Origin of the sequence: Paracoccus salipaludis (genome assembly GCF_002287065.1) — a bacterium.
Taxonomy (GTDB): Bacteria; Pseudomonadota; Alphaproteobacteria; order Rhodobacterales; family Rhodobacteraceae; genus Paracoccus; species Paracoccus salipaludis.
This window is the reverse complement of sequence record NZ_NSJZ01000003.1, coordinates 59,355-74,882: the sequence shown is the minus strand read 5'-3', so window position 1 is coordinate 74,882 and position 15,528 is coordinate 59,355. Positions and strand designations below refer to the sequence as shown.

The window sequence follows — 15,528 nt, the reverse complement described above, 5'->3', positions numbered from 1 at the left end:
AGCGATGCACAGCCGATGCACGGATCATGCACGAGGGATATGACATGACGACCCGCCCGACCCTGCGCCTTTGCGCGCTGGCTCTGCCGCTGATGGCGCTGGCCGCCTGCGACATGGGCATGGACACGAGCCCCGCAGCCCCGCCCCGCACCCCGGCCGGAACGGTGACCGCCGCCCCGGCGACCGGCGGATCGGCGGCAGCCGCTGCGGCCGCCGAGGCCCGCACCGGGGTGGTCGAGGGCACGCTGCAGCGCCCCGCCGGCTCGCGCAGCGTTTCGCAGCTGGACGCCTCGGCCGCCGAGAAGGCCGCCGCGACCCGCCCGACCGCGACCGGCGGGCGGCTCGGCACCACCATCGCGTCGCTGGGCGATGCGACCGAGGGCGGGTTCTGGATCAAGACGCCGCTGGTCCAGGCCCCCGGCAAGGGGCGGATCGTCGATCCGTCCAGCGGTCGCTCGGTCAACGTGGACCTGATCCCCCTGTCCGGCCCGGCCTCGGGCGGCAGCCAGGTGTCGCTGCCCGCCCTGACGACGCTGGGCGCCGACCTGACGGACCTGCCCGAGGTCGAGGTGTACCGCAGCTGAGGCGGCCCGGTCCGGCACGGGCAAGACCCGCCGGATCGCCCGTCCTCGACAGAACCGCCCGCAGGCGCGGCATCCCCGCGCCCGCAAGCGCCACAAGGCGGCCGCGCGCAAGGGCTTCCGCCCGCGCCGGCACTCGCCGGAGGGCCTGCCGCTGCCAGGGGGCCGAAGGGCCTGCCGTGTCAGGCGGCAGGCATCCGCGCCTCGATCATGCCTGCATACCAGCTTGATCCCGCGGGGATCACGTCGTCGTCGAAGTCATAAGCGGGATGGTGAAGCCGGGCCGTGTCGCCGTTGCCCACGAAGATATAGGCGCCGGGGCGTTCCAGCAGCATGTAGCTGAAATCCTCGCCCGCCATCAGGGGCAACATCTCGAGATCCACGTCGCCCGCGACCTGCCGCGCGACCTCGGCGGCATGGACGGTCGCCTCGGGGTGGTTCATCGTTACGGGATAGCCGCGCTGGTAATCGACCCTGGCCGAGCCGCCCATCGCCGCGGCGATGCCGGTGGCGACCTGGTGCAGCCGTTGCTCGACATGGTCGCGGACGGCGGGATCGAGGCTGCGGGCCGTGCCACGCAGGCGCACGGTCTCGGGGATGATGTTGTGGGCGCGCGAGCCCGTTTCCACCACGCAGACCGACACCACGGCGCTTTGCAGCGGGCTGACGTTGCGGGCCACGATCGACTGGAGCGCCACGATCACCTGCGCCGCCATCAGCGTGGTGTCCACCGCCTCATGCGGCATGGCCGCATGGCCGCCCTTGCCGGTCAGAAGGATCTCGAACTGGTCGGCGGCAGCCATCATCGCGCCCTCGCGGATGGCGAACTGGCCGGCCGGCAGGCCGGGCATGTTGTGCATCCCGTAGAATTCCTGAATGTTCCAGCGGTCCACGAGGCCGTCCTGCACCATCGCCTGCCCGCCCCCGCCGCCTTCCTCGGCTGGCTGGAAGATCACAACCGCCGTGCCGTCGAAGTTGCGCGTCTCGGCCAGGTATTTCGCCGCGCCCAGCAGCATGGCGGTGTGGCCGTCATGGCCGCAGGCGTGCATGGCGCCGGGGGTCTTCGAGGCATATTCGGCGCCCGTCGCCTCGGTGATCGGCAGGGCGTCCATGTCGGCGCGCAATCCCACGACGCGGCCCCTGGTGTCGGTGCGGCCCCTGATGACGCCGACGACGCCGGTGCGGCCCACGCCCTCGGTCACCTCGTCGCAGCCGAACTCGCGCAGCAGGTCCGCCACGCGTCCGGCGGTGCGATGGACGTCATAGTCGAGCTCGGGGTTCTCGTGGAAATCCCGTCGCCAGGCGGCGATCTCGGGCTGAAGCTCGGCGAAACGGTTCTTGACGGGCATGATGCTCTCCTTCGCCGCAAGGCTAGCGTGCGGCGTCCCGCGCGCAAGGGGAAGGAAGAAGGGGCGTTGCCCCTCGGCCCGTGCCGGGCCTCACCCCAGGATATTTGCACGAAGAAGAAGGACGCTGCGGGGGGGACGGTCAGGCGCGGACCGCCCGGATGGCGGCGGCCGCCTGTTCACGGGGCAGGATGACGATGCAGGGGCCGTCCAGCGCCAGCTCGGCGGGGCCGGTCGTCGCATTCGAGGTGCCGGTGCGATGCGCAGGGTCGAGCGTCAGCCCGTCGATGGGCCAGCGCAGGCCCCGGCTGCTGCCCGTGACGGGTCCCAGGGGGCAAAGGGACAGGCGCGTGCCGGGGGGCAGGTCGAGGCGCAGGCGGGCGGGGGCGGCGAAGGCCACGTCCTCGCCGCCCAGCAGCAGGCAGGGCGGGCGGCGCAGGCGGACCAGCGCGGTGAGGGCGGCCAGCAGGTGGTCGCTGCGCGGGCCGGAAAAGCCCACGCCCAGCACGAAGGGGGCGGAGATGCGGAGGAGCACCTTCTCGAAGTCGGTCGTTTCCTGCTCGGCGACGAGATGCAGGCGCTCGGGCGGGATCGCCGCGCGGCCCGCGGGCGAGAGGGAATCTAGGTCGCCGATGACGGCCTGCGGGACGAGGCCCGCGGCCAGCGCCCGGTCGGCGCCGCTGTCGGCAGCGGCCACCACCGGGGCGAGGGCCAGCGCCTGGGCGAGATCGGCGGCCGTGACCTCGCCCCCGCCGATCAGCGTCACGCCGAGGGGCGAGGTCAGGACGGGGATCATTCGCCCCGACCGACGCCCCGGAAGACGCGGCGGAAGGGCAGCACCCAGACAAAGGCCAGGAAGACATACATCGGCACCTCGGCCCAGATGGGCATCCGGCCGAAGCGGGCGTCGATCCAGTTCACCAGCGTCACCGCGATCACGACCCAGACCGGCATCCAGACCAGCAGCAGCACCAGCGACCAGCGCTTGCGCTGCTTCAGGCTCATCCCTTCCTTTTCGGGACCGGCCATCGGGTCAGTCCGCGAAGGGATCGGTGACGAGGATGGTGTCGTCGCGTTCCGGGCTGGTGGACAGCAGCGCGACGGGACACTGGATCAGCTCCTCGATGCGGCGGACATACTTGATCGCGGCGGCGGGCAGGTCGGCCCAAGACCGCGCGCCTTCGGTCGATTCCGTCCAGCCCTCGATTTCCTCGTAGACCGGCACGGCCTTGGCCTGCAGCGCGGCGGCCGTCGGCAGGTAGTCGTAATGCTGGCCGTCCACGGTGTAGCCGGTGCAGATCTTCAGCGTCTCGAAGCCGTCCAGCACGTCCAGCTTGGTCAGCGCGATGCCGTTCACGCCCGAGATGGCGCAGGTCTGGCGCACCAGCGCGGCGTCGAACCAGCCGCAGCGCCGCTTGCGGCCGGTGACGGTGCCGAACTCGTGCCCCCGCTCGCCCAGGCGCTGGCCGATCTCATCGGTCAGTTCCGTCGGAAATGGACCGGAGCCGACGCGGGTGGTGTAGGCCTTGACGATCCCGAGGACGTAGCCGATCGCGCCCGGCCCCATGCCGGTGCCCGAGGCGGCCATGCCGGACATGGTCGTGGACGAGGTCACATAAGGATAGGTGCCGAAGTCGATGTCCAGCAGCGAGCCCTGCGCGCCCTCGAACAGGATGCGCTTTCCGGACTTGCGGGCGTCGGCCATGATCTTCCAGACCGGCTGCGCATAGGGCAGCAGCTTCGGCGCGATTTCCAGCAGCTTCGCCTTCAGTTCCGCGCGGTCGATGGGAGAGGCCCCCAGCCCCTGGCGCAGCGGATCGTGGTGCGCCAGCAGGCGGTCGAGGCGGCTGTCCAGCGTTTCCTCGTCGCCCAGGTCCGCGACGCGGATGGTGCGACGGCCGACCTTGTCCTCATACGCCGGGCCGATGCCGCGGCCGGTAGTGCCGATCTTCGAAGCGCCGGCGGCTTCCTCGCGCAGGCGGTCGAGGTCCTGGTGCAACGGCAGGATCAGCGGGGTGTTTTCCGCGATCATCAGGTTCTCGGTCGAGATGGCGACGCCCTGCCCCGCCAACTTCTCGATTTCCGAGAACAGCGCCCAGGGGTCCAGCACGACGCCGTTGCCAATCACGGCCAGCTTGTTCTTGCGCACGATCCCCGAGGGCAGCAGCGACAGCTTGAAGACCTGGTTGCCGATGACCAGCGTGTGGCCCGCGTTGTGGCCGCCCTGGAAGCGGGCGATCACGTCGGCGCGCTCGGAGAGCCAGTCGACGATCTTGCCCTTGCCCTCGTCGCCCCACTGGGCGCCGACCACCACCACGTTCGCCATTCCATCAACCCTTTCGTCGGTCCGCGAGGGCTATAGCGCCGATGCCCGGCCCGCGAAAGCCGCAATTCCTGCGCGGGAGCCTTGAAGCGCATGGGGCCAGCGAACGCCCCAGCCCGGGGCCTTGCCGGACCGGGGCGTGCCGCGCGGGGCACATGGGCTGCTTCCGGGCAGTCTGCGCGGAGAGGAAGGAGGACGATCAGGGCATATCTATTGCAGGGGATACTGCAAGACGGTCCCCGCAGAGGGGACGGATGCTTGGTCGGGGCGAGAGGATTCGAACCTCCGGCCTACGGTACCCAAAACCGTCGCGCTACCAGGCTGCGCCACGCCCCGGACCGCCGCCCTTCTAGACCGGCCGCGCGGCCGGGGAAAGCCGAAAGCGGTCAGTCGCAGGGTCGGGCGGCGCCGTTCTGCGGAACGGCCGGGTGGGCCAGTGCGGTGCCGGGCACCAGGCCGAGGCGCGCGGCCTTTCCTCCGGCGAGTTCAAGGATGAACATCCGGTTCGGATCGGGATCACCGGGCGCCGCGCCGGGCACCGGAGTCAGGTCCAGCGGCCGCGCCATGGGATGGACGTGGCGCAGCAGGCCGTGCTTGTCGAAGAACAGCATGTCCAGCGGGATCAGCGTGTTCTTCATCCAGAAGCTGGCGGGCTGCGGGCGCTGGTAGACGAACAGCATTCCGTGATTCGGGGGCAGAGAGCTGCGGTTCATCAGCCCCAAGGCTCGCTCGGCCGGCTCGTCGGCGATTTCGACCGTGACACGCTGTTCCCGGCCGTCGGGCGTCAGCAGGAGCGCCACGTCCGGTGCGCAGTCCCGCGCCTGCGCCGCGCCGCCGCAGATGGCCAGCACCAGCGCCAGCGTGGCGGCGGGCCTCATCGCGGAGCCTTGCTGTTCAGCGTCAGCCGGGCCCTTGGGGCAGAAAGCGTCCTCATCCTGTCCAGGATGCCGCTTTCGCCCTTGTCTTCGTCGGTGCGGCCGACGGCAGGAGGCGCGCTTCCCGTGCCCGGCTCGCTTTCCGACACCGCCTTCTCCCATGCGACGATCTGGGCGGCGATCATGCCGCGCGCGGCCGTGAAGACGCGCAGGCCGACCGCCTCTCCGGGCACGAGATCGGCAAAGCCGCCGCGGCGCAGCACCTCGAGATGCAGGAAGACGTCGCCCTTGCGGCCGAACAGATTGGCGAAGCCGAAGCCCTTGTTGCGGTCGAACCACTTGACCCGTGCCGGAAGCAGGGGAAGCGCGCGCACCTCCTCCTCGCCCAGTTCCTCCAACTCGGCGATGGGCGGACCCGATTCGCTGGGCGCGGGCGCGATCGACAGCACCTCGGCCGCCTGGCGGCCGCGCGCGGTCTGGATCGCGCGCACCTCGACCAGGGCGCCTTCCACGACCGAGCTCTGGCCGAAGTTCCGCAGGACGTTCGCGTGCAGCAGGACGTCAGGCCCGCCGCCCGTGTCCGCCAGAAAGCCGAAGCCCTTGGCGGGATCGAACCACTTGATCTGCCCCTTCACAAGTTGTCCCAGCGTGGGGTCTTCGCCGTTCATCACGCCCAGCCTCATGTGTGCCCCAGGTCGAGCCGGCCAGGCATCACGTCCAAATTGCAGATTGGCGCCGCGAAGCGAACGCAGTGGTCAACGTAGCACAACCAGACCGAGAGGAAACCCCTACTCAGGCACCAGTTCGGCAGAATCTTTACAAACTGTTTCAAAGAAATCCCGCCTTATGGTTGCAGGCGGACAACATCCCAACGCCGCTCCGCGGTCAGGGTCCAACGGAATCGATCATGCAGGCGGAATGCGCCATCGGCCCAGAACTCGATCTGCACGGGCGCGATGCGGAAACCGCCCCAGAAGAGCGGGCGGGCGGGGTTCAGCCCGTGGCGAAGGCCCTGGCGCGCGACCTCGGCCATCAGTGCGCCCCGGCTTTCCAGCGGCTGGCTCTGCCGGCTGGACCAGGCGCCGATGCGGGATTCCAGCGCCCGGCTGGCGTAATAGGCGTCGGCCTTGGCCCCCTCTTCGCGCGTGACCGTGCCGCGCACGCGCAACTGGCGGCGCAGCGACTTCCAGTGAAGGACAAAGGCCGCCTTGCCGGTCTCGGCGATCTGGACGCCCTTGGCGCTGTCGTAGTTCGTGTAGAAGACGAAGGCGCCGTCGGGGCCCGGCTCGATCTCCTTCAGCAGCACCATGCGGACATCGGGCAGCCCTTCGGCATCCACGGTCGCCAGCGCCATGGCGTTGGGGTCGTTGGGCTCGGTCCGGCTCGCCTCCTCCAGCCACCGCCGGGCGATGGCAAAGGGGTCGTCGCCTTCGAAGATGCCGGTGCGGTCGCTCATCTTGATGCCCCTCTGGCTTTGCCCTAATCCTCACCAAAGGTTGAAAACGCGAGGGACGACCCATGTCAAGCGAAGCCCCGGCAGCGGGTCTGATGGCGGGAAAGCGCGGCCTCATCATGGGGCTGGCCAACGACAAGTCGATCGCGTGGGGCATCGCCCGCGCGCTGGCCGAGCACGGGGCGGAACTCGCCTTTTCCTATCAGGGCGAGGCGCTGAAGAAGCGGGTCGAGCCGCTGGCTAGGCAGCTGGGGTCCGACATCGTGCTGCCCTGCGACGTGGCCGACATGGAGTCCGTCGACGCGCTGTTCGCCTCGCTGAAGGACCGCTGGGGGCAGATGGACTTCCTTGTCCACGCCATCGGCTTTTCCGACAAGGAGGAACTGCGCGGCCGGTATGTGGACACCACGCGCGACAACTTCCTGATGACGATGGACATTTCGGTCTATTCCTTCACGGCCGTGACGCAGCGCGCGGTGGCGATGATGCCGCGCGGCGGATCGGTCCTGACGATGACCTATTACGGGGCCGAGCGGGTGATGCCGCATTACAACGTCATGGGCGTGGCCAAGGCGGCGCTCGAGGCGTCGGTCCGCTACCTGGCCGAGGACCTGGGCAAGGACGGCATCCGCGTGAACGCGATCTCGGCGGGTCCGATCAAGACGCTGGCGGCCTCGGGGATCGGGGACTTCCGCTACATCCTCAAGTGGAACGAGCTCAACTCGCCCCTGCGCCGGAACGTCACCACCGAGGACGTGGGCAAGTCGGCGCTGTACCTGCTGTCGGACCTCGGGTCGGGCGTCACCGGCGAAACGCATCACGTCGACGCGGGCTATCACGTCGTCGGCATGAAGGCGGTGGACGCGCCCGACATCGACGCCGTGACGGGGCGAAAGGCCGCGGAATGACGGGGCGCCGATGAGTGCGATCACCCTGCCCGCGCTGGGACTGTTCGTCACGACGCTGGGTGTGGCGATCCTGTCGCCCGGCCCCGCGATCATCGCGGCCAGCCGCTCGGCCGCCGCGCGCGGCCGGCAGGCGTCCATGCCCTATGCGATGGGGCTGGCGATCGGCGCATCCTTCTGGTGCCTGTTCGCGCTGTTCGGCCTGACGGTGCTGTTCCGGATCGTGCCGCAATCCTATGCGGTGCTGCGCTTCCTCGGCGGCGCCTATCTGATCTGGGTGGCCTTCCAGATGTGGCGCCACGCCGCCGACCCGCTGTCGATGGAGGGCGAGTCGGTCGCCGGCCCCGGCTTCCGGCAGGGGCTGGCGCTGAACCTGTCGAACCCCAAGCCCGCGCTGTTCTACGCGGGCGTCATCATGACGATCTTCCCTGCCCTTTCGACGGCGGGCGCGGCCGTCATTTATCTGGTGGCGCTGTCCGTCGAGGTCTGCTTTTACGCCGCCGTGACGGTTCTGATGGCGACCAATCCCATGCGGCGCGGCTATCGTGCCGCCAAGACGGCGATCGACCGCATCGCCGGCACCCTGATCGGAGCGCTTGGCCTGACGCTGATCCTCCGCCACTGAAAAGGAGTTCGCCCATGTCCCGCCCCGAGGGCCGACCGGATCGCCTGCCGCATGAACGCGGCTTTCATGTCAGCTGGGACCAGATGCACCGCGATGCGCGGGCGCTGGCCTGGCGGTTGCAGGACAAGGCCCCGCTGGGCGGCGGCGACTGGCGCGCGGTGGTGGCGATCACCCGCGGCGGCATGGTCCCCGCGATGATCGTCGCGCGGGAACTCGACATCCGCACCATCGACACCATCAGCGTGAAATCCTACCGCAAGGGCGAGCAGGGCGAGCTTCAGGTCCTGAAGGCCCCCGACCCCGCGATGATGGGCGACGGCGAGGGCGTGCTGGTCGTGGACGATCTCGTGGACAGCGGCCGCACGCTGGAACTGGTGCGCCAGATGTATCCCAAGGCGCATTTCGCCACCGTCTATGCCAAGCCCAAGGGCCAGCCGATGGTCCAGACCTACATCACCGAGGTCAGCCAGGACACCTGGATCTTCTTCCCCTGGGACCTGGCGCTGCAATATGTCGAGCCCTATCGCGGCACCGACTGAGCAAAAGGCCGGGGGGTTCCCCGGCCTTCTTCGCCTGCCTCAGCCCGCGGCCTTGCCGCTGTCGGCGGGGGGCACGTTGCCCTCTTTCGCCTGCGGGTCGCGGATGGCGGCCTCCTGCTCGGTCTGCTGGCGCTTCATGCGCTCGGCATTGTCCCGGCTCACGTCCTCGGTGCGCTGGTAGCGGACGTTCTCGGCGTCGAGGTTGCCCATGTCACTCTCCTTCTCGGTTCAGGCGCCGATGTCGTCGGGGCCACGTGCTTCGGTCGGCTGGGTGCCGTTCGCGGGGATGCCGTCGCGGACGGCCTCGCCCGTGTATTCGTTCTGCAGCGACGGGGCGGGCACGTCGGCGGATTCGCCCCGCTTGACATCGCTGAGCGCGTTGTGCGGCTCGGTCGGATTTTCGGGATCGGGCATGATCGTCTCCGTTGTCATGCGTACAGAACCGGCACAACGTGGGGGTGGTTCCCCGGAACCGCGAAACGCCTCAGACGTTTGTCTGATCCACCATGCAGGGGAGGAAGGCATGGCAAAGGAAATCCGCCGCTACGAACTGGCGCTGGACACCGACGAGGAGGAAGCCGGCCTGATGAAGGCCCGGATGCGGGTCGAGGGAGCCCAGCGCATCCGCCGCGAGCATGAGGACGCGGCATCTCCGCAGAAGGCGGACATCACCGGGACCGTCCGCGCAGGCTGACCGTCAGGGCGGAAGCGCAGACCGGAATGACATCGCCGCCGCCCCGGCAATCCGGAGCGGCGGGCTTCTTCTTGCCGCAAACGGCCCCGCTGCCGAAGCGGCAGGCCCGTTTTTCTTTGTTCAGATATTCCGGAGCCCCGGTCCCGGTCCGGCGGCCTGTCCCGACGCCGTGCTATCCATTCCCGCGGACGAAGCGCCCCGCGCCCTCGGCCGCGCGGACCATGGCGCGCGACTTGTGGACGCATTCCATGAACTCGGCCTCGGGGTCGCTGTCATAGACGACCCCGCCGCCCGACTGGACGTAGAGCGTGCCGTCCTTGACCACTCCGGTGCGCAGGGCGATGCACATGTCCATCTCGCCGTTGGCCGCGAAGTAACCGATGGCGCCGCCGTAGATGCCGCGCTTCTCGGGCTCCAGCTCGTCGATGATCTCCATCGCGCGGACCTTGGGCGCGCCGCTGACGGTGCCTGCAGGCAGACCGGCCAGCAGGGCGGACAGTGCGTCCTCATCCTCGCGCAGCTCGCCCACGACGTTCGAGACGATGTGCATGACGTGGGAATAGCGCTCGATGATGAATTCCTCGGTCGGGTGGACAGTGCCGACCTTCGCCACTCGCCCCACGTCGTTGCGGCCGAGGTCCAGCAGCATCAGGTGCTCGGCCAGTTCCTTTTCGTCGGCCAGCAGGCTCGCCTCGTTGGCGCGGTCCTCGTCGGGTGTCGCGCCACGCGGGCGCGTGCCCGCGATGGGGCGGATCGTGACCTCGCCGTCGCGCACGCGGACAAGGATCTCGGGCGAGGCGCCCACGATCTGGAAGCCCCCCATGTTGAGGAAGAACATGAAGGGCGAAGGGTTCGTCCGCCGCAGGCTGCGATACAGCGCAAAGGACGGCAGCGGGAAGTCGATCGCCCAGCGCTGCGAGGGCACGCATTGGAAGATGTCGCCCGCGCGGATGTAGTCCTTGGCCTTTTCAACGGCCGCGACATAGCCCTCGCGCGTGAAGTTCGACCGGGGCTCGCCGATGGCGCCGGTCTGGCCCAGCGCGCGGGGTTCGGCGGGCTGGCGGTCGAGCGAGCGCAGCGCCTCCATCACCCGCTCGGCGGCCTGCGCATAGGCGGCGCGCGCGGGGACGCCCGCGTCGTGCCAGGCCGGGGCGCAAAGCAGCACCTCGCCCTTGACCCCGTCCAGCACCGCCACGACCGACGGGCGCATCAGCATGGCGTCGGGAACGCCGATGGGGTCCGGGTTGACGTGCGGCAGGTGCTCGACCAGCCGGATCATGTCATAGCCGAGATAGCCGAAAAGGCCCGCCCCGCTGGCGGGCACGCCTTCGGGCATCTCGATCCGGCTTTCGGCGATCAGCGCGCGCAGACTTTCCAGCGGCGGGCGCGGGTCGTCCTCGAAGCTGTCGGAATAGCGGGCCTGCCGGTTGATGCGGGCCTTTGTCCCCCGGCATTCCCAGATCAGGTCGGGTTTCATGCCGACAATGGAATAGCGGCCCCGCACCTCTCCGCCCGTCACGCTTTCCAGCATGAAGGACAGGGGCGCGGCCTCGGCCAGCTTCAGCATCAGGCTGACCGGCGTGTCGAGGTCGGCCGCCAGCCGGATGGTCACAAGCTGGTTGCGGCCCTCGGCCCAGGCGCGCTCGAAGGCGGGGAAGTCGGGCGTCAGGTCCATCACTGGATCCGCGCGTCGGCGGCGGCCAGCGCCCCGTCGTTCAGGGTGATCCCGTGCTGGGCCTGCAGCGCGCGGGCATAGGCCTGGAACAGGTCGGACTGCAGCGACTCGGTCAGGCGCTGGTCCACGCCGTTGACGACCGGCGCGGCCTCCTCGGCCGAAAGATCGGCGGGTTTGATCCCGTCCAGCCGGATCAGGAAGACGCGGCCCTCGGCCTCGACCACCGAGACCTCGCCCGGCTCGGCCAGGCGGAAGCCTTGGGCGACCACGGCCTGCGGCACGCCCTCGATTCCCGTGTCGCGCTCCACGTCCGTGGCGGTCCGGAAGGCCGCGGCGGGCGCGGGCGCGGTGCCCTCGGCGGGCGGAGGAAGATCACCGCTTGCGGCGGATTCCACCAGCAGCTTGCGTTCCTCGGCGCGGGCCTTCAGCTCGCGCCGGGTCTCGGCGGCGGTCCAGTCGGCCAGCACCTCGTCGCGGACCTCCTCGAAGGGGATCAGCGCGGGGGCCACGACCTCGTCCAGCCGCAGGGCGAAGACGCCACCATCGTCAAGCTGGAAGATCTGCGGGAAGTCGGTGGGCGTCACCGCGCGGGCACGCTCGCGGAAGCTCTGGTAGGCGGCGATGCCTTCCGAGGGCGTTTCGGCGGAAAAATCGATGCTGCCCAGTTCCATGTCGGTGGCCTCGGCCAGGTCTTCCAGCGTGGCGCCGCCGGCGATGCGGTCTTCAAGGTCCGCGGCCTGCTCCTCGATCACCCGGCGGGCACGGTCGGCTGCGGCTTCGGCGCGCAGGTCCACGACCGCCTGCTCGAAGGGGATGTTCACGGGTTCCAGGATGGCGTTCATGGACATCAGCGCCGGACCCAGGTCGGTCTGGACCGGACCCACGACGCCCGGCTGCGCCAGCGCGAAGACGGCGGACCCCGCCGCGCCCAGGTCGGCCTCGGACACCTCGCCCAGGTCGATGTCCGACAGCGTCAGGCCCCGCTCGGCGGCCAGCTGTTCAAAGGTGGCCTGTCCGGCGTCCAGCCTCGCCTTTGCGGCGGCGACGGCCTCCTCGCTTTCGTAAACCAGCCGCTCGACCATCCGGCGCTCGGGCTGCTGGAATTCACCGATGCGGCCTTGATACAGGTCGCGCAGCGCGGCTTCGTCCAGTTGCACCGTGTCGGCCAGCATCTCGGGCGTCAGCCAGGCATAGGTGATCCGCCGCACCTCGGGCGAAGTGAAGCGGTCGGCATTGGCCTTGTGCCAGGCGGTCAGCGTCTCGTCGTCCGGGGCGGCGACCGGCGCGGCCAGATCCTCGGCCGTCAGCTCGTCCCAGGAAAAATCGCGCTTTTCCAGAATCCAGGCGGCCGTGCCCTCGCGCAGCGTCGGCGGCACGGTCACGCCGCCGATCACCGCGCGCTGCAGGATCAGGCGGGCGGCGTCCATGCGGACGTCTTCCTCGAACTCGGCCGGGCGCAGGCCCTCCTGGCGCAGCACCTCCTGGTAGCGGACGGGGTCGAACTCGCTGCCCGTGGTCTGGAAGCCCGGGGCGGCGGTCAGGTCGCGCAGCACCGTCTCGTCGCCCACGGACAGGCCGATGCGGCGGGCCTCCTCTTCCAGCGCGGCGGCGGTGAACAGGCGGGCCTGCACCGTCTGCGGGATGCCGAAGGTCCGGGCCTGCTCGGGCGTCAGGTTCTGGCCGGTCTGCGCGGCGAAGCCCTGCATCTCCGAGCGGATGCCCCGCAGATAGTCGTCGGCCGTGATCTCGGTGTCGCCCACGGCACCGATCGCGGCGGTGCTGGTGCCCGAGAAGTTGGTGATCCCGAAGCCGCCGAGTCCCAGCAGCACCATCCCCATCAGCAGCCAGACCACAGTGGATTTGCCCTTGGTCCGCAAGCTGGTCATCGGCTGTTCCTTTGTCTGGTGCAGTTTCGGCCCGGCGTGTTTAGGGCCGGGCCTGCCATCCGGCAAGGCGATCGTCAGGGGCGCAGCGCGGCCAGGCGATCGGCCAGCGCGGCGATGCCCTCCCCGTTCACGTTGGCGAAGGCGATGCGGACATGGCGCGGGCCGTCGGCGTCACCCTCGGGCATGAACATGGTGCCGGGCAGCAGAAGCACGCCCGCCTCGCGCACGAGGCGCGGCGCCAGCGTGGCCGAGCTTTCCGTAAAGGGATGTTCCGCCCAGGCGAAATAGGCGCCGCAGCCCTTCAGCCGCCAGCCGTCCAGCCCCGCCATGGCGCGGGTCATGGCCTCCCGGCGGCGCAGGATCTCGGCCCGCTCGCCCGCAAGCCAGTCGCCAAGGTTGCCCATCCCCCACAAGGCGCCGATCTGGCCAAGCTGCGAGGCGCAGATGGCCAGCGTGTCCAGCACCTTTTCCACCTCGACCTGCCGCTCGACCCCGGCCACCAGCGCGCCGACGCGGTGGCCCGTCAGGCGATAGGCCTTGGAGAACGAGTAAAGCTGGATCAGCGTGTCGCCCCAGTCCGGGTCCGCGAACAGGTCATGCGGCGCGCCGTCCCGCGAATCGAAGTCGCGGTAGGTTTCGTCGAGGATCAGGGCCAGTCCATGCTGGCGGGCGAGGTCGAAGAAGCCGCGCACCACCTCGGCCGGGTATTCCGCACCCGAGGGGTTGTTGGGGCTGACCAGCACCAGCGCGCGGGTGCGCGGCGTGATCAGCGCGGCGGCGGCCTGCGGGTCAGGCACCATCCCCTGCCCGCAGGACAGCGGCACCGCCCCGATGCCCTGCATGTCCAGCCACATCTTGTGATTGAAGTACCACGGCACGGGAATGATGACCTCGTCCCCCGCCCGCGCGACCGAGGCGATGGCCGCGCAGAAGGCCTGGTTGCAGCCCTGGGTGATGGCGACGTTCCCGGCCGTCAGGCTCGCCCCGTAGGCGCGGTTCCATTCGGCGGCGACCGCCTCGCGCAGTTCGCCGTTGCCCAGCACGGGGCCGTAAAGATGCGCCTCGGGCCGGTCCAGCGCGGCCTCGGCGATGGCGCGGCGCAGCCCCTCGGGCGGGGGATCGACGGGGGCGGCCTGGCTGACGTTGATCAGCGGACGGTCCGGGTTCGGGGCGAGCCCCTGAAGCCAGCGCCGCGCCTCCATCACCGGGGGGCGGAAGGTGGCGGCGAGGTCGGGGTTCAGGGGCAGCATCAGCGGGAGGCTCCGGGTTTCAGGTCGGACAGGTCGGGCGCGGGCGGCGTCGCGGCGGCGGGCTGGGGAAGCGCCGGGGCCGCGCGCGAGGGCCGGGGAAGGGCAAAGGCCTGGGGGATCGTGAGGTCGGGCGCGGGACGCGGGGCCCGGTCCGCCGATGCCGTGGACGAAACGCTTCGGTCCGCCGCAAGGGCGGCCTGCTGGCCGATCACGGCCGGGCGGTCGTCCTGCGCCCCCGACGGCTGTTGCGGCGCCTCGGTGCCGAAGGGTGCAGCCGCGGTTGCCCCGGTCGCGGGCGACGGATCAGCCGCAAGGGGGACGGGACCGGCAGATGTCCCGCGCGGCCCGGTGCCCTCCGGGTCCTCTGCCAGGCGTTCCGCCGGTTCAGTCGGCGCTTCAGGAGCAGGACCCCCGTCCTCTGCGGCCGGGGAATCGGCAGGAGCGGTTTCGGTCGGCATGGAGGCCGAGGCATTGCCTGCATCCAGTGAGGCAAGGGCGACCGTCGAGTTCCGGGCCTCGTCCGCCGCTGCGGGTTGCGCGGGCTCGGGCCTGCTTGGCCGCGGCAGCGCGTCGGGCGCCACACCGGCGACGCGGCCGGGCTGGCCGGGCGTGACCGGAGCTTCCATCTGCGGCCGGTCGAGCGGCTCGGGCTCTGCCGGAAGGCCGATCCCGGCAGGGGCGGCGGGCGCGATCAGGACGCGCGGACCTTCGGCCGGGATCGCGGCAGGCAGGGGGGCGGCTTCCGTTCCCACGGCCAGGCTGCGCGGCGCGGCGCCCTGCGCGGGCGCGGGCGAGGCGTCAGGCGCGCGCGGCGGATCGTCCGAGCCGCGCCGGAAGTCCGAGCCGATGGGGTCGGGCAGCGGCTCAAGCGCGGGGCGGGCATCCTGCGGGCCACCCTCGCCTTCCGGCAAGGAGCCGCTTGCCGCAGCTTGCGTCCCCGGGCCCGATCCAACGCGCGGAAGGTCCGGTGCAGGACGCGCGGCGGTCATGCCGCTCGGGGCGGCGGGCGGCGGCGCGTCAGCCGCCTCGACGCCGGCTGCCCTGCCGGAAGCTGGAAGACCGGCCATGGCCGAGGATGCCTGATCCCGCGCATCCGGGCCGGACAGCTTCCCCGGTGACACGGGTGCGGGCGCAGCGTCTGCACCCGGGCCGCGATCTTCCCCGGCGTCGCGCGGAAAGGCCAGCGACAGCGCGGCCAGCGTGGCCGCGCACATCAGCGTGCCGTGAACCAGCCCGGTCCAGAAACCCGCCATCGCCCTGCCCTCTGCCTTGCCCTGTGGTTCCGTTGCGCGGCCTCGTGACCGCGCGGCGCACCCGGCGGGCTTGACCCTCCGCGCGGCTTGGGAGCATCTATAGCCTACCGCCGCCGGCGGGCC

At 70.5% G+C, this 15,528-nt stretch carries 18 protein-coding genes and 1 tRNA gene; 5 read left to right on the top strand and 14 right to left on the bottom strand.

Features of this window, described 5'->3' with window-relative positions; translation table 11 throughout:
* Positions 1-44: 44 nt before the first annotated feature.
* The gene (locus CK240_RS05385) at positions 45-584 is read left to right on the top strand and encodes a hypothetical protein (RefSeq protein WP_240517299.1); all 540 of its coding nucleotides are present in this window, start codon (positions 45-47) and stop codon (positions 582-584) included.
* A 179-nt stretch (positions 585-763) separates the two neighbouring features.
* Here CK240_RS05385 and CK240_RS05380 read toward each other — a convergent pair whose 3' ends face one another.
* The 8 genes from CK240_RS05380 to pdxH form a co-directional block, all read right to left on the bottom strand.
* Positions 764-1,930: a M20 aminoacylase family protein gene (locus CK240_RS05380; protein WP_095639319.1), complete on the bottom strand. Its 1,167-nt coding sequence runs from the start codon at positions 1,928-1,930 to the stop codon at positions 764-766.
* Positions 1,931-2,069: 139 nt separating this feature from the next.
* Positions 2,070-2,723, bottom strand: a complete 654-nt coding sequence (locus CK240_RS05375; protein WP_095639318.1) for a thiamine pyrophosphokinase — start codon at positions 2,721-2,723, stop codon at positions 2,070-2,072.
* Positions 2,720-2,932, bottom strand: coding sequence for a DUF2842 domain-containing protein (locus CK240_RS05370; RefSeq protein ID WP_240517298.1), 213 nt, complete (start codon positions 2,930-2,932; stop codon positions 2,720-2,722). Before CK240_RS05370 ends, CK240_RS05375 begins: the two co-directional genes overlap by 4 nt.
* Before the next feature lie 28 nt (positions 2,933-2,960).
* A complete protein-coding gene (locus CK240_RS05365) occupies positions 2,961-4,253 on the bottom strand; it encodes an adenylosuccinate synthase (RefSeq protein WP_095639316.1) in 1,293 nt (430 codons plus the stop codon).
* 256 nt (positions 4,254-4,509) lie between these two features.
* Positions 4,510-4,586: transfer RNA gene (locus CK240_RS05360), tRNA-Pro, on the bottom strand.
* Between the two features lie 50 nt (positions 4,587-4,636).
* Complete coding sequence (locus CK240_RS05355; protein WP_095639315.1) at positions 4,637-5,128, bottom strand: DUF192 domain-containing protein; 492 nt, start codon at positions 5,126-5,128, stop codon at positions 4,637-4,639.
* On the bottom strand, positions 5,125-5,808 hold the full coding sequence (locus CK240_RS05350) for a cold-shock protein (RefSeq protein ID WP_338048945.1): 684 nt from the start codon (positions 5,806-5,808) through the stop codon (positions 5,125-5,127). The genes CK240_RS05355 and CK240_RS05350 overlap by 4 nt, the downstream gene beginning before the upstream one ends.
* 161 nt (positions 5,809-5,969) lie before the next feature.
* Complete coding sequence (gene pdxH, locus CK240_RS05345) at positions 5,970-6,581, bottom strand: pyridoxamine 5'-phosphate oxidase (protein WP_095639313.1); 612 nt, start codon at positions 6,579-6,581, stop codon at positions 5,970-5,972.
* 62 nt (positions 6,582-6,643) lie between these two features.
* On the opposite strand from pdxH, the gene fabI reads away from it, so the two are divergent.
* Genes fabI through gpt form a run of 3 tightly spaced genes read left to right on the top strand, consistent with a single transcriptional unit; the run spans position 6,644 to position 8,647 of the window.
* Positions 6,644-7,486 carry an enoyl-ACP reductase FabI gene (gene fabI, locus CK240_RS05340; protein ID WP_095639312.1) on the top strand — a complete coding sequence of 281 codons (843 nt, stop codon included), beginning with the start codon at positions 6,644-6,646 and terminating at the stop codon, positions 7,484-7,486.
* A 10-nt stretch (positions 7,487-7,496) separates the two neighbouring features.
* Positions 7,497-8,108, top strand: coding sequence for a LysE family translocator (locus tag CK240_RS05335; RefSeq protein WP_095639311.1), 612 nt, complete (start codon positions 7,497-7,499; stop codon positions 8,106-8,108).
* Positions 8,109-8,122: 14 nt separating this feature from the next.
* Positions 8,123-8,647: a xanthine phosphoribosyltransferase gene (gpt, locus tag CK240_RS05330; RefSeq protein WP_095639310.1), complete on the top strand. Its 525-nt coding sequence runs from the start codon at positions 8,123-8,125 to the stop codon at positions 8,645-8,647.
* Positions 8,648-8,686: 39 nt separating this feature from the next.
* Here gpt and CK240_RS18620 read toward each other — a convergent pair whose 3' ends face one another.
* Together CK240_RS18620 and CK240_RS05325 are read right to left on the bottom strand one after the other, a co-directional pair.
* Positions 8,687-8,857 (bottom strand): hypothetical protein, encoded by a 171-nt coding sequence (locus CK240_RS18620; RefSeq protein WP_167649972.1) that lies wholly within the window; start codon positions 8,855-8,857, stop codon positions 8,687-8,689.
* Between the two features lie 18 nt (positions 8,858-8,875).
* Positions 8,876-9,061, bottom strand: coding sequence for a hypothetical protein (locus tag CK240_RS05325; RefSeq protein WP_095639309.1), 186 nt, complete (start codon positions 9,059-9,061; stop codon positions 8,876-8,878).
* 109 nt (positions 9,062-9,170) lie between these two features.
* Between CK240_RS05325 and CK240_RS18615 the strand changes: the two genes are divergently transcribed.
* A complete protein-coding gene (locus tag CK240_RS18615) occupies positions 9,171-9,341 on the top strand; it encodes a hypothetical protein (RefSeq protein WP_167649971.1) in 171 nt (56 codons plus the stop codon).
* 172 nt (positions 9,342-9,513) lie between these two features.
* Here the strand turns inward: CK240_RS18615 and trpE are convergent, their stop codons facing one another.
* The 4 genes from trpE to CK240_RS05305 form a co-directional block, all read right to left on the bottom strand.
* The gene (trpE, locus tag CK240_RS05320) at positions 9,514-11,016 is read right to left on the bottom strand and encodes an anthranilate synthase component I (RefSeq protein ID WP_095639308.1); all 1,503 of its coding nucleotides are present in this window, start codon (positions 11,014-11,016) and stop codon (positions 9,514-9,516) included.
* A complete protein-coding gene (locus tag CK240_RS05315; RefSeq protein WP_240517297.1) occupies positions 11,016-12,902 on the bottom strand; it encodes a SurA N-terminal domain-containing protein in 1,887 nt (628 codons plus the stop codon). The genes trpE and CK240_RS05315 overlap by 1 nt, the downstream gene beginning before the upstream one ends.
* Positions 12,903-12,976: 74 nt before the next feature.
* A complete protein-coding gene (locus CK240_RS05310) occupies positions 12,977-14,155 on the bottom strand; it encodes an aminotransferase (RefSeq protein ID WP_167649980.1) in 1,179 nt (392 codons plus the stop codon).
* Entirely contained in the window at positions 14,152-15,405 is a 1,254-nt protein-coding gene (locus CK240_RS05305; RefSeq protein ID WP_095639306.1) for a hypothetical protein, read from the bottom strand. The genes CK240_RS05310 and CK240_RS05305 overlap by 4 nt, the downstream gene beginning before the upstream one ends.
* Positions 15,406-15,528 lie beyond the last annotated feature (123 nt).

Bases quoted from the DNA above. Each gene is read 5' to 3' on its own strand.
- CK240_RS05385 (WP_240517299.1), top strand. From the start codon at position 45: ATGACGACCCGCCCGACCCTGCGCCTTTGCGCGCTGGCTCTGCCGCTG.
- CK240_RS05380 (WP_095639319.1), bottom strand. From the start codon at position 1,930: ATGCCCGTCAAGAACCGTTTCGCCGAGCTTCAGCCCGAGATCGCCGCC.
- CK240_RS05375 (WP_095639318.1), bottom strand. From the start codon at position 2,723: ATGATCCCCGTCCTGACCTCGCCCCTCGGCGTGACGCTGATCGGCGGG.
- CK240_RS05370 (WP_240517298.1), bottom strand. From the start codon at position 2,932: ATGAGCCTGAAGCAGCGCAAGCGCTGGTCGCTGGTGCTGCTGCTGGTC.
- CK240_RS05365 (WP_095639316.1), bottom strand. From the start codon at position 4,253: ATGGCGAACGTGGTGGTGGTCGGCGCCCAGTGGGGCGACGAGGGCAAG.
- CK240_RS05355 (WP_095639315.1), bottom strand. From the start codon at position 5,128: ATGAGGCCCGCCGCCACGCTGGCGCTGGTGCTGGCCATCTGCGGCGGC.
- CK240_RS05350 (WP_338048945.1), bottom strand. From the start codon at position 5,808: ATGAGGCTGGGCGTGATGAACGGCGAAGACCCCACGCTGGGACAACTT.
- pdxH (WP_095639313.1), bottom strand. From the start codon at position 6,581: ATGAGCGACCGCACCGGCATCTTCGAAGGCGACGACCCCTTTGCCATC.
- fabI (WP_095639312.1), top strand. From the start codon at position 6,644: ATGTCAAGCGAAGCCCCGGCAGCGGGTCTGATGGCGGGAAAGCGCGGC.
- CK240_RS05335 (WP_095639311.1), top strand. From the start codon at position 7,497: ATGAGTGCGATCACCCTGCCCGCGCTGGGACTGTTCGTCACGACGCTG.
- gpt (WP_095639310.1), top strand. From the start codon at position 8,123: ATGTCCCGCCCCGAGGGCCGACCGGATCGCCTGCCGCATGAACGCGGC.
- CK240_RS18620 (WP_167649972.1), bottom strand. From the start codon at position 8,857: ATGGGCAACCTCGACGCCGAGAACGTCCGCTACCAGCGCACCGAGGAC.
- CK240_RS05325 (WP_095639309.1), bottom strand. From the start codon at position 9,061: ATGCCCGATCCCGAAAATCCGACCGAGCCGCACAACGCGCTCAGCGAT.
- CK240_RS18615 (WP_167649971.1), top strand. From the start codon at position 9,171: ATGGCAAAGGAAATCCGCCGCTACGAACTGGCGCTGGACACCGACGAG.
- trpE (WP_095639308.1), bottom strand. From the start codon at position 11,016: ATGGACCTGACGCCCGACTTCCCCGCCTTCGAGCGCGCCTGGGCCGAG.
- CK240_RS05315 (WP_240517297.1), bottom strand. From the start codon at position 12,902: ATGACCAGCTTGCGGACCAAGGGCAAATCCACTGTGGTCTGGCTGCTG.
- CK240_RS05305 (WP_095639306.1), bottom strand. From the start codon at position 15,405: ATGGCGGGTTTCTGGACCGGGCTGGTTCACGGCACGCTGATGTGCGCG.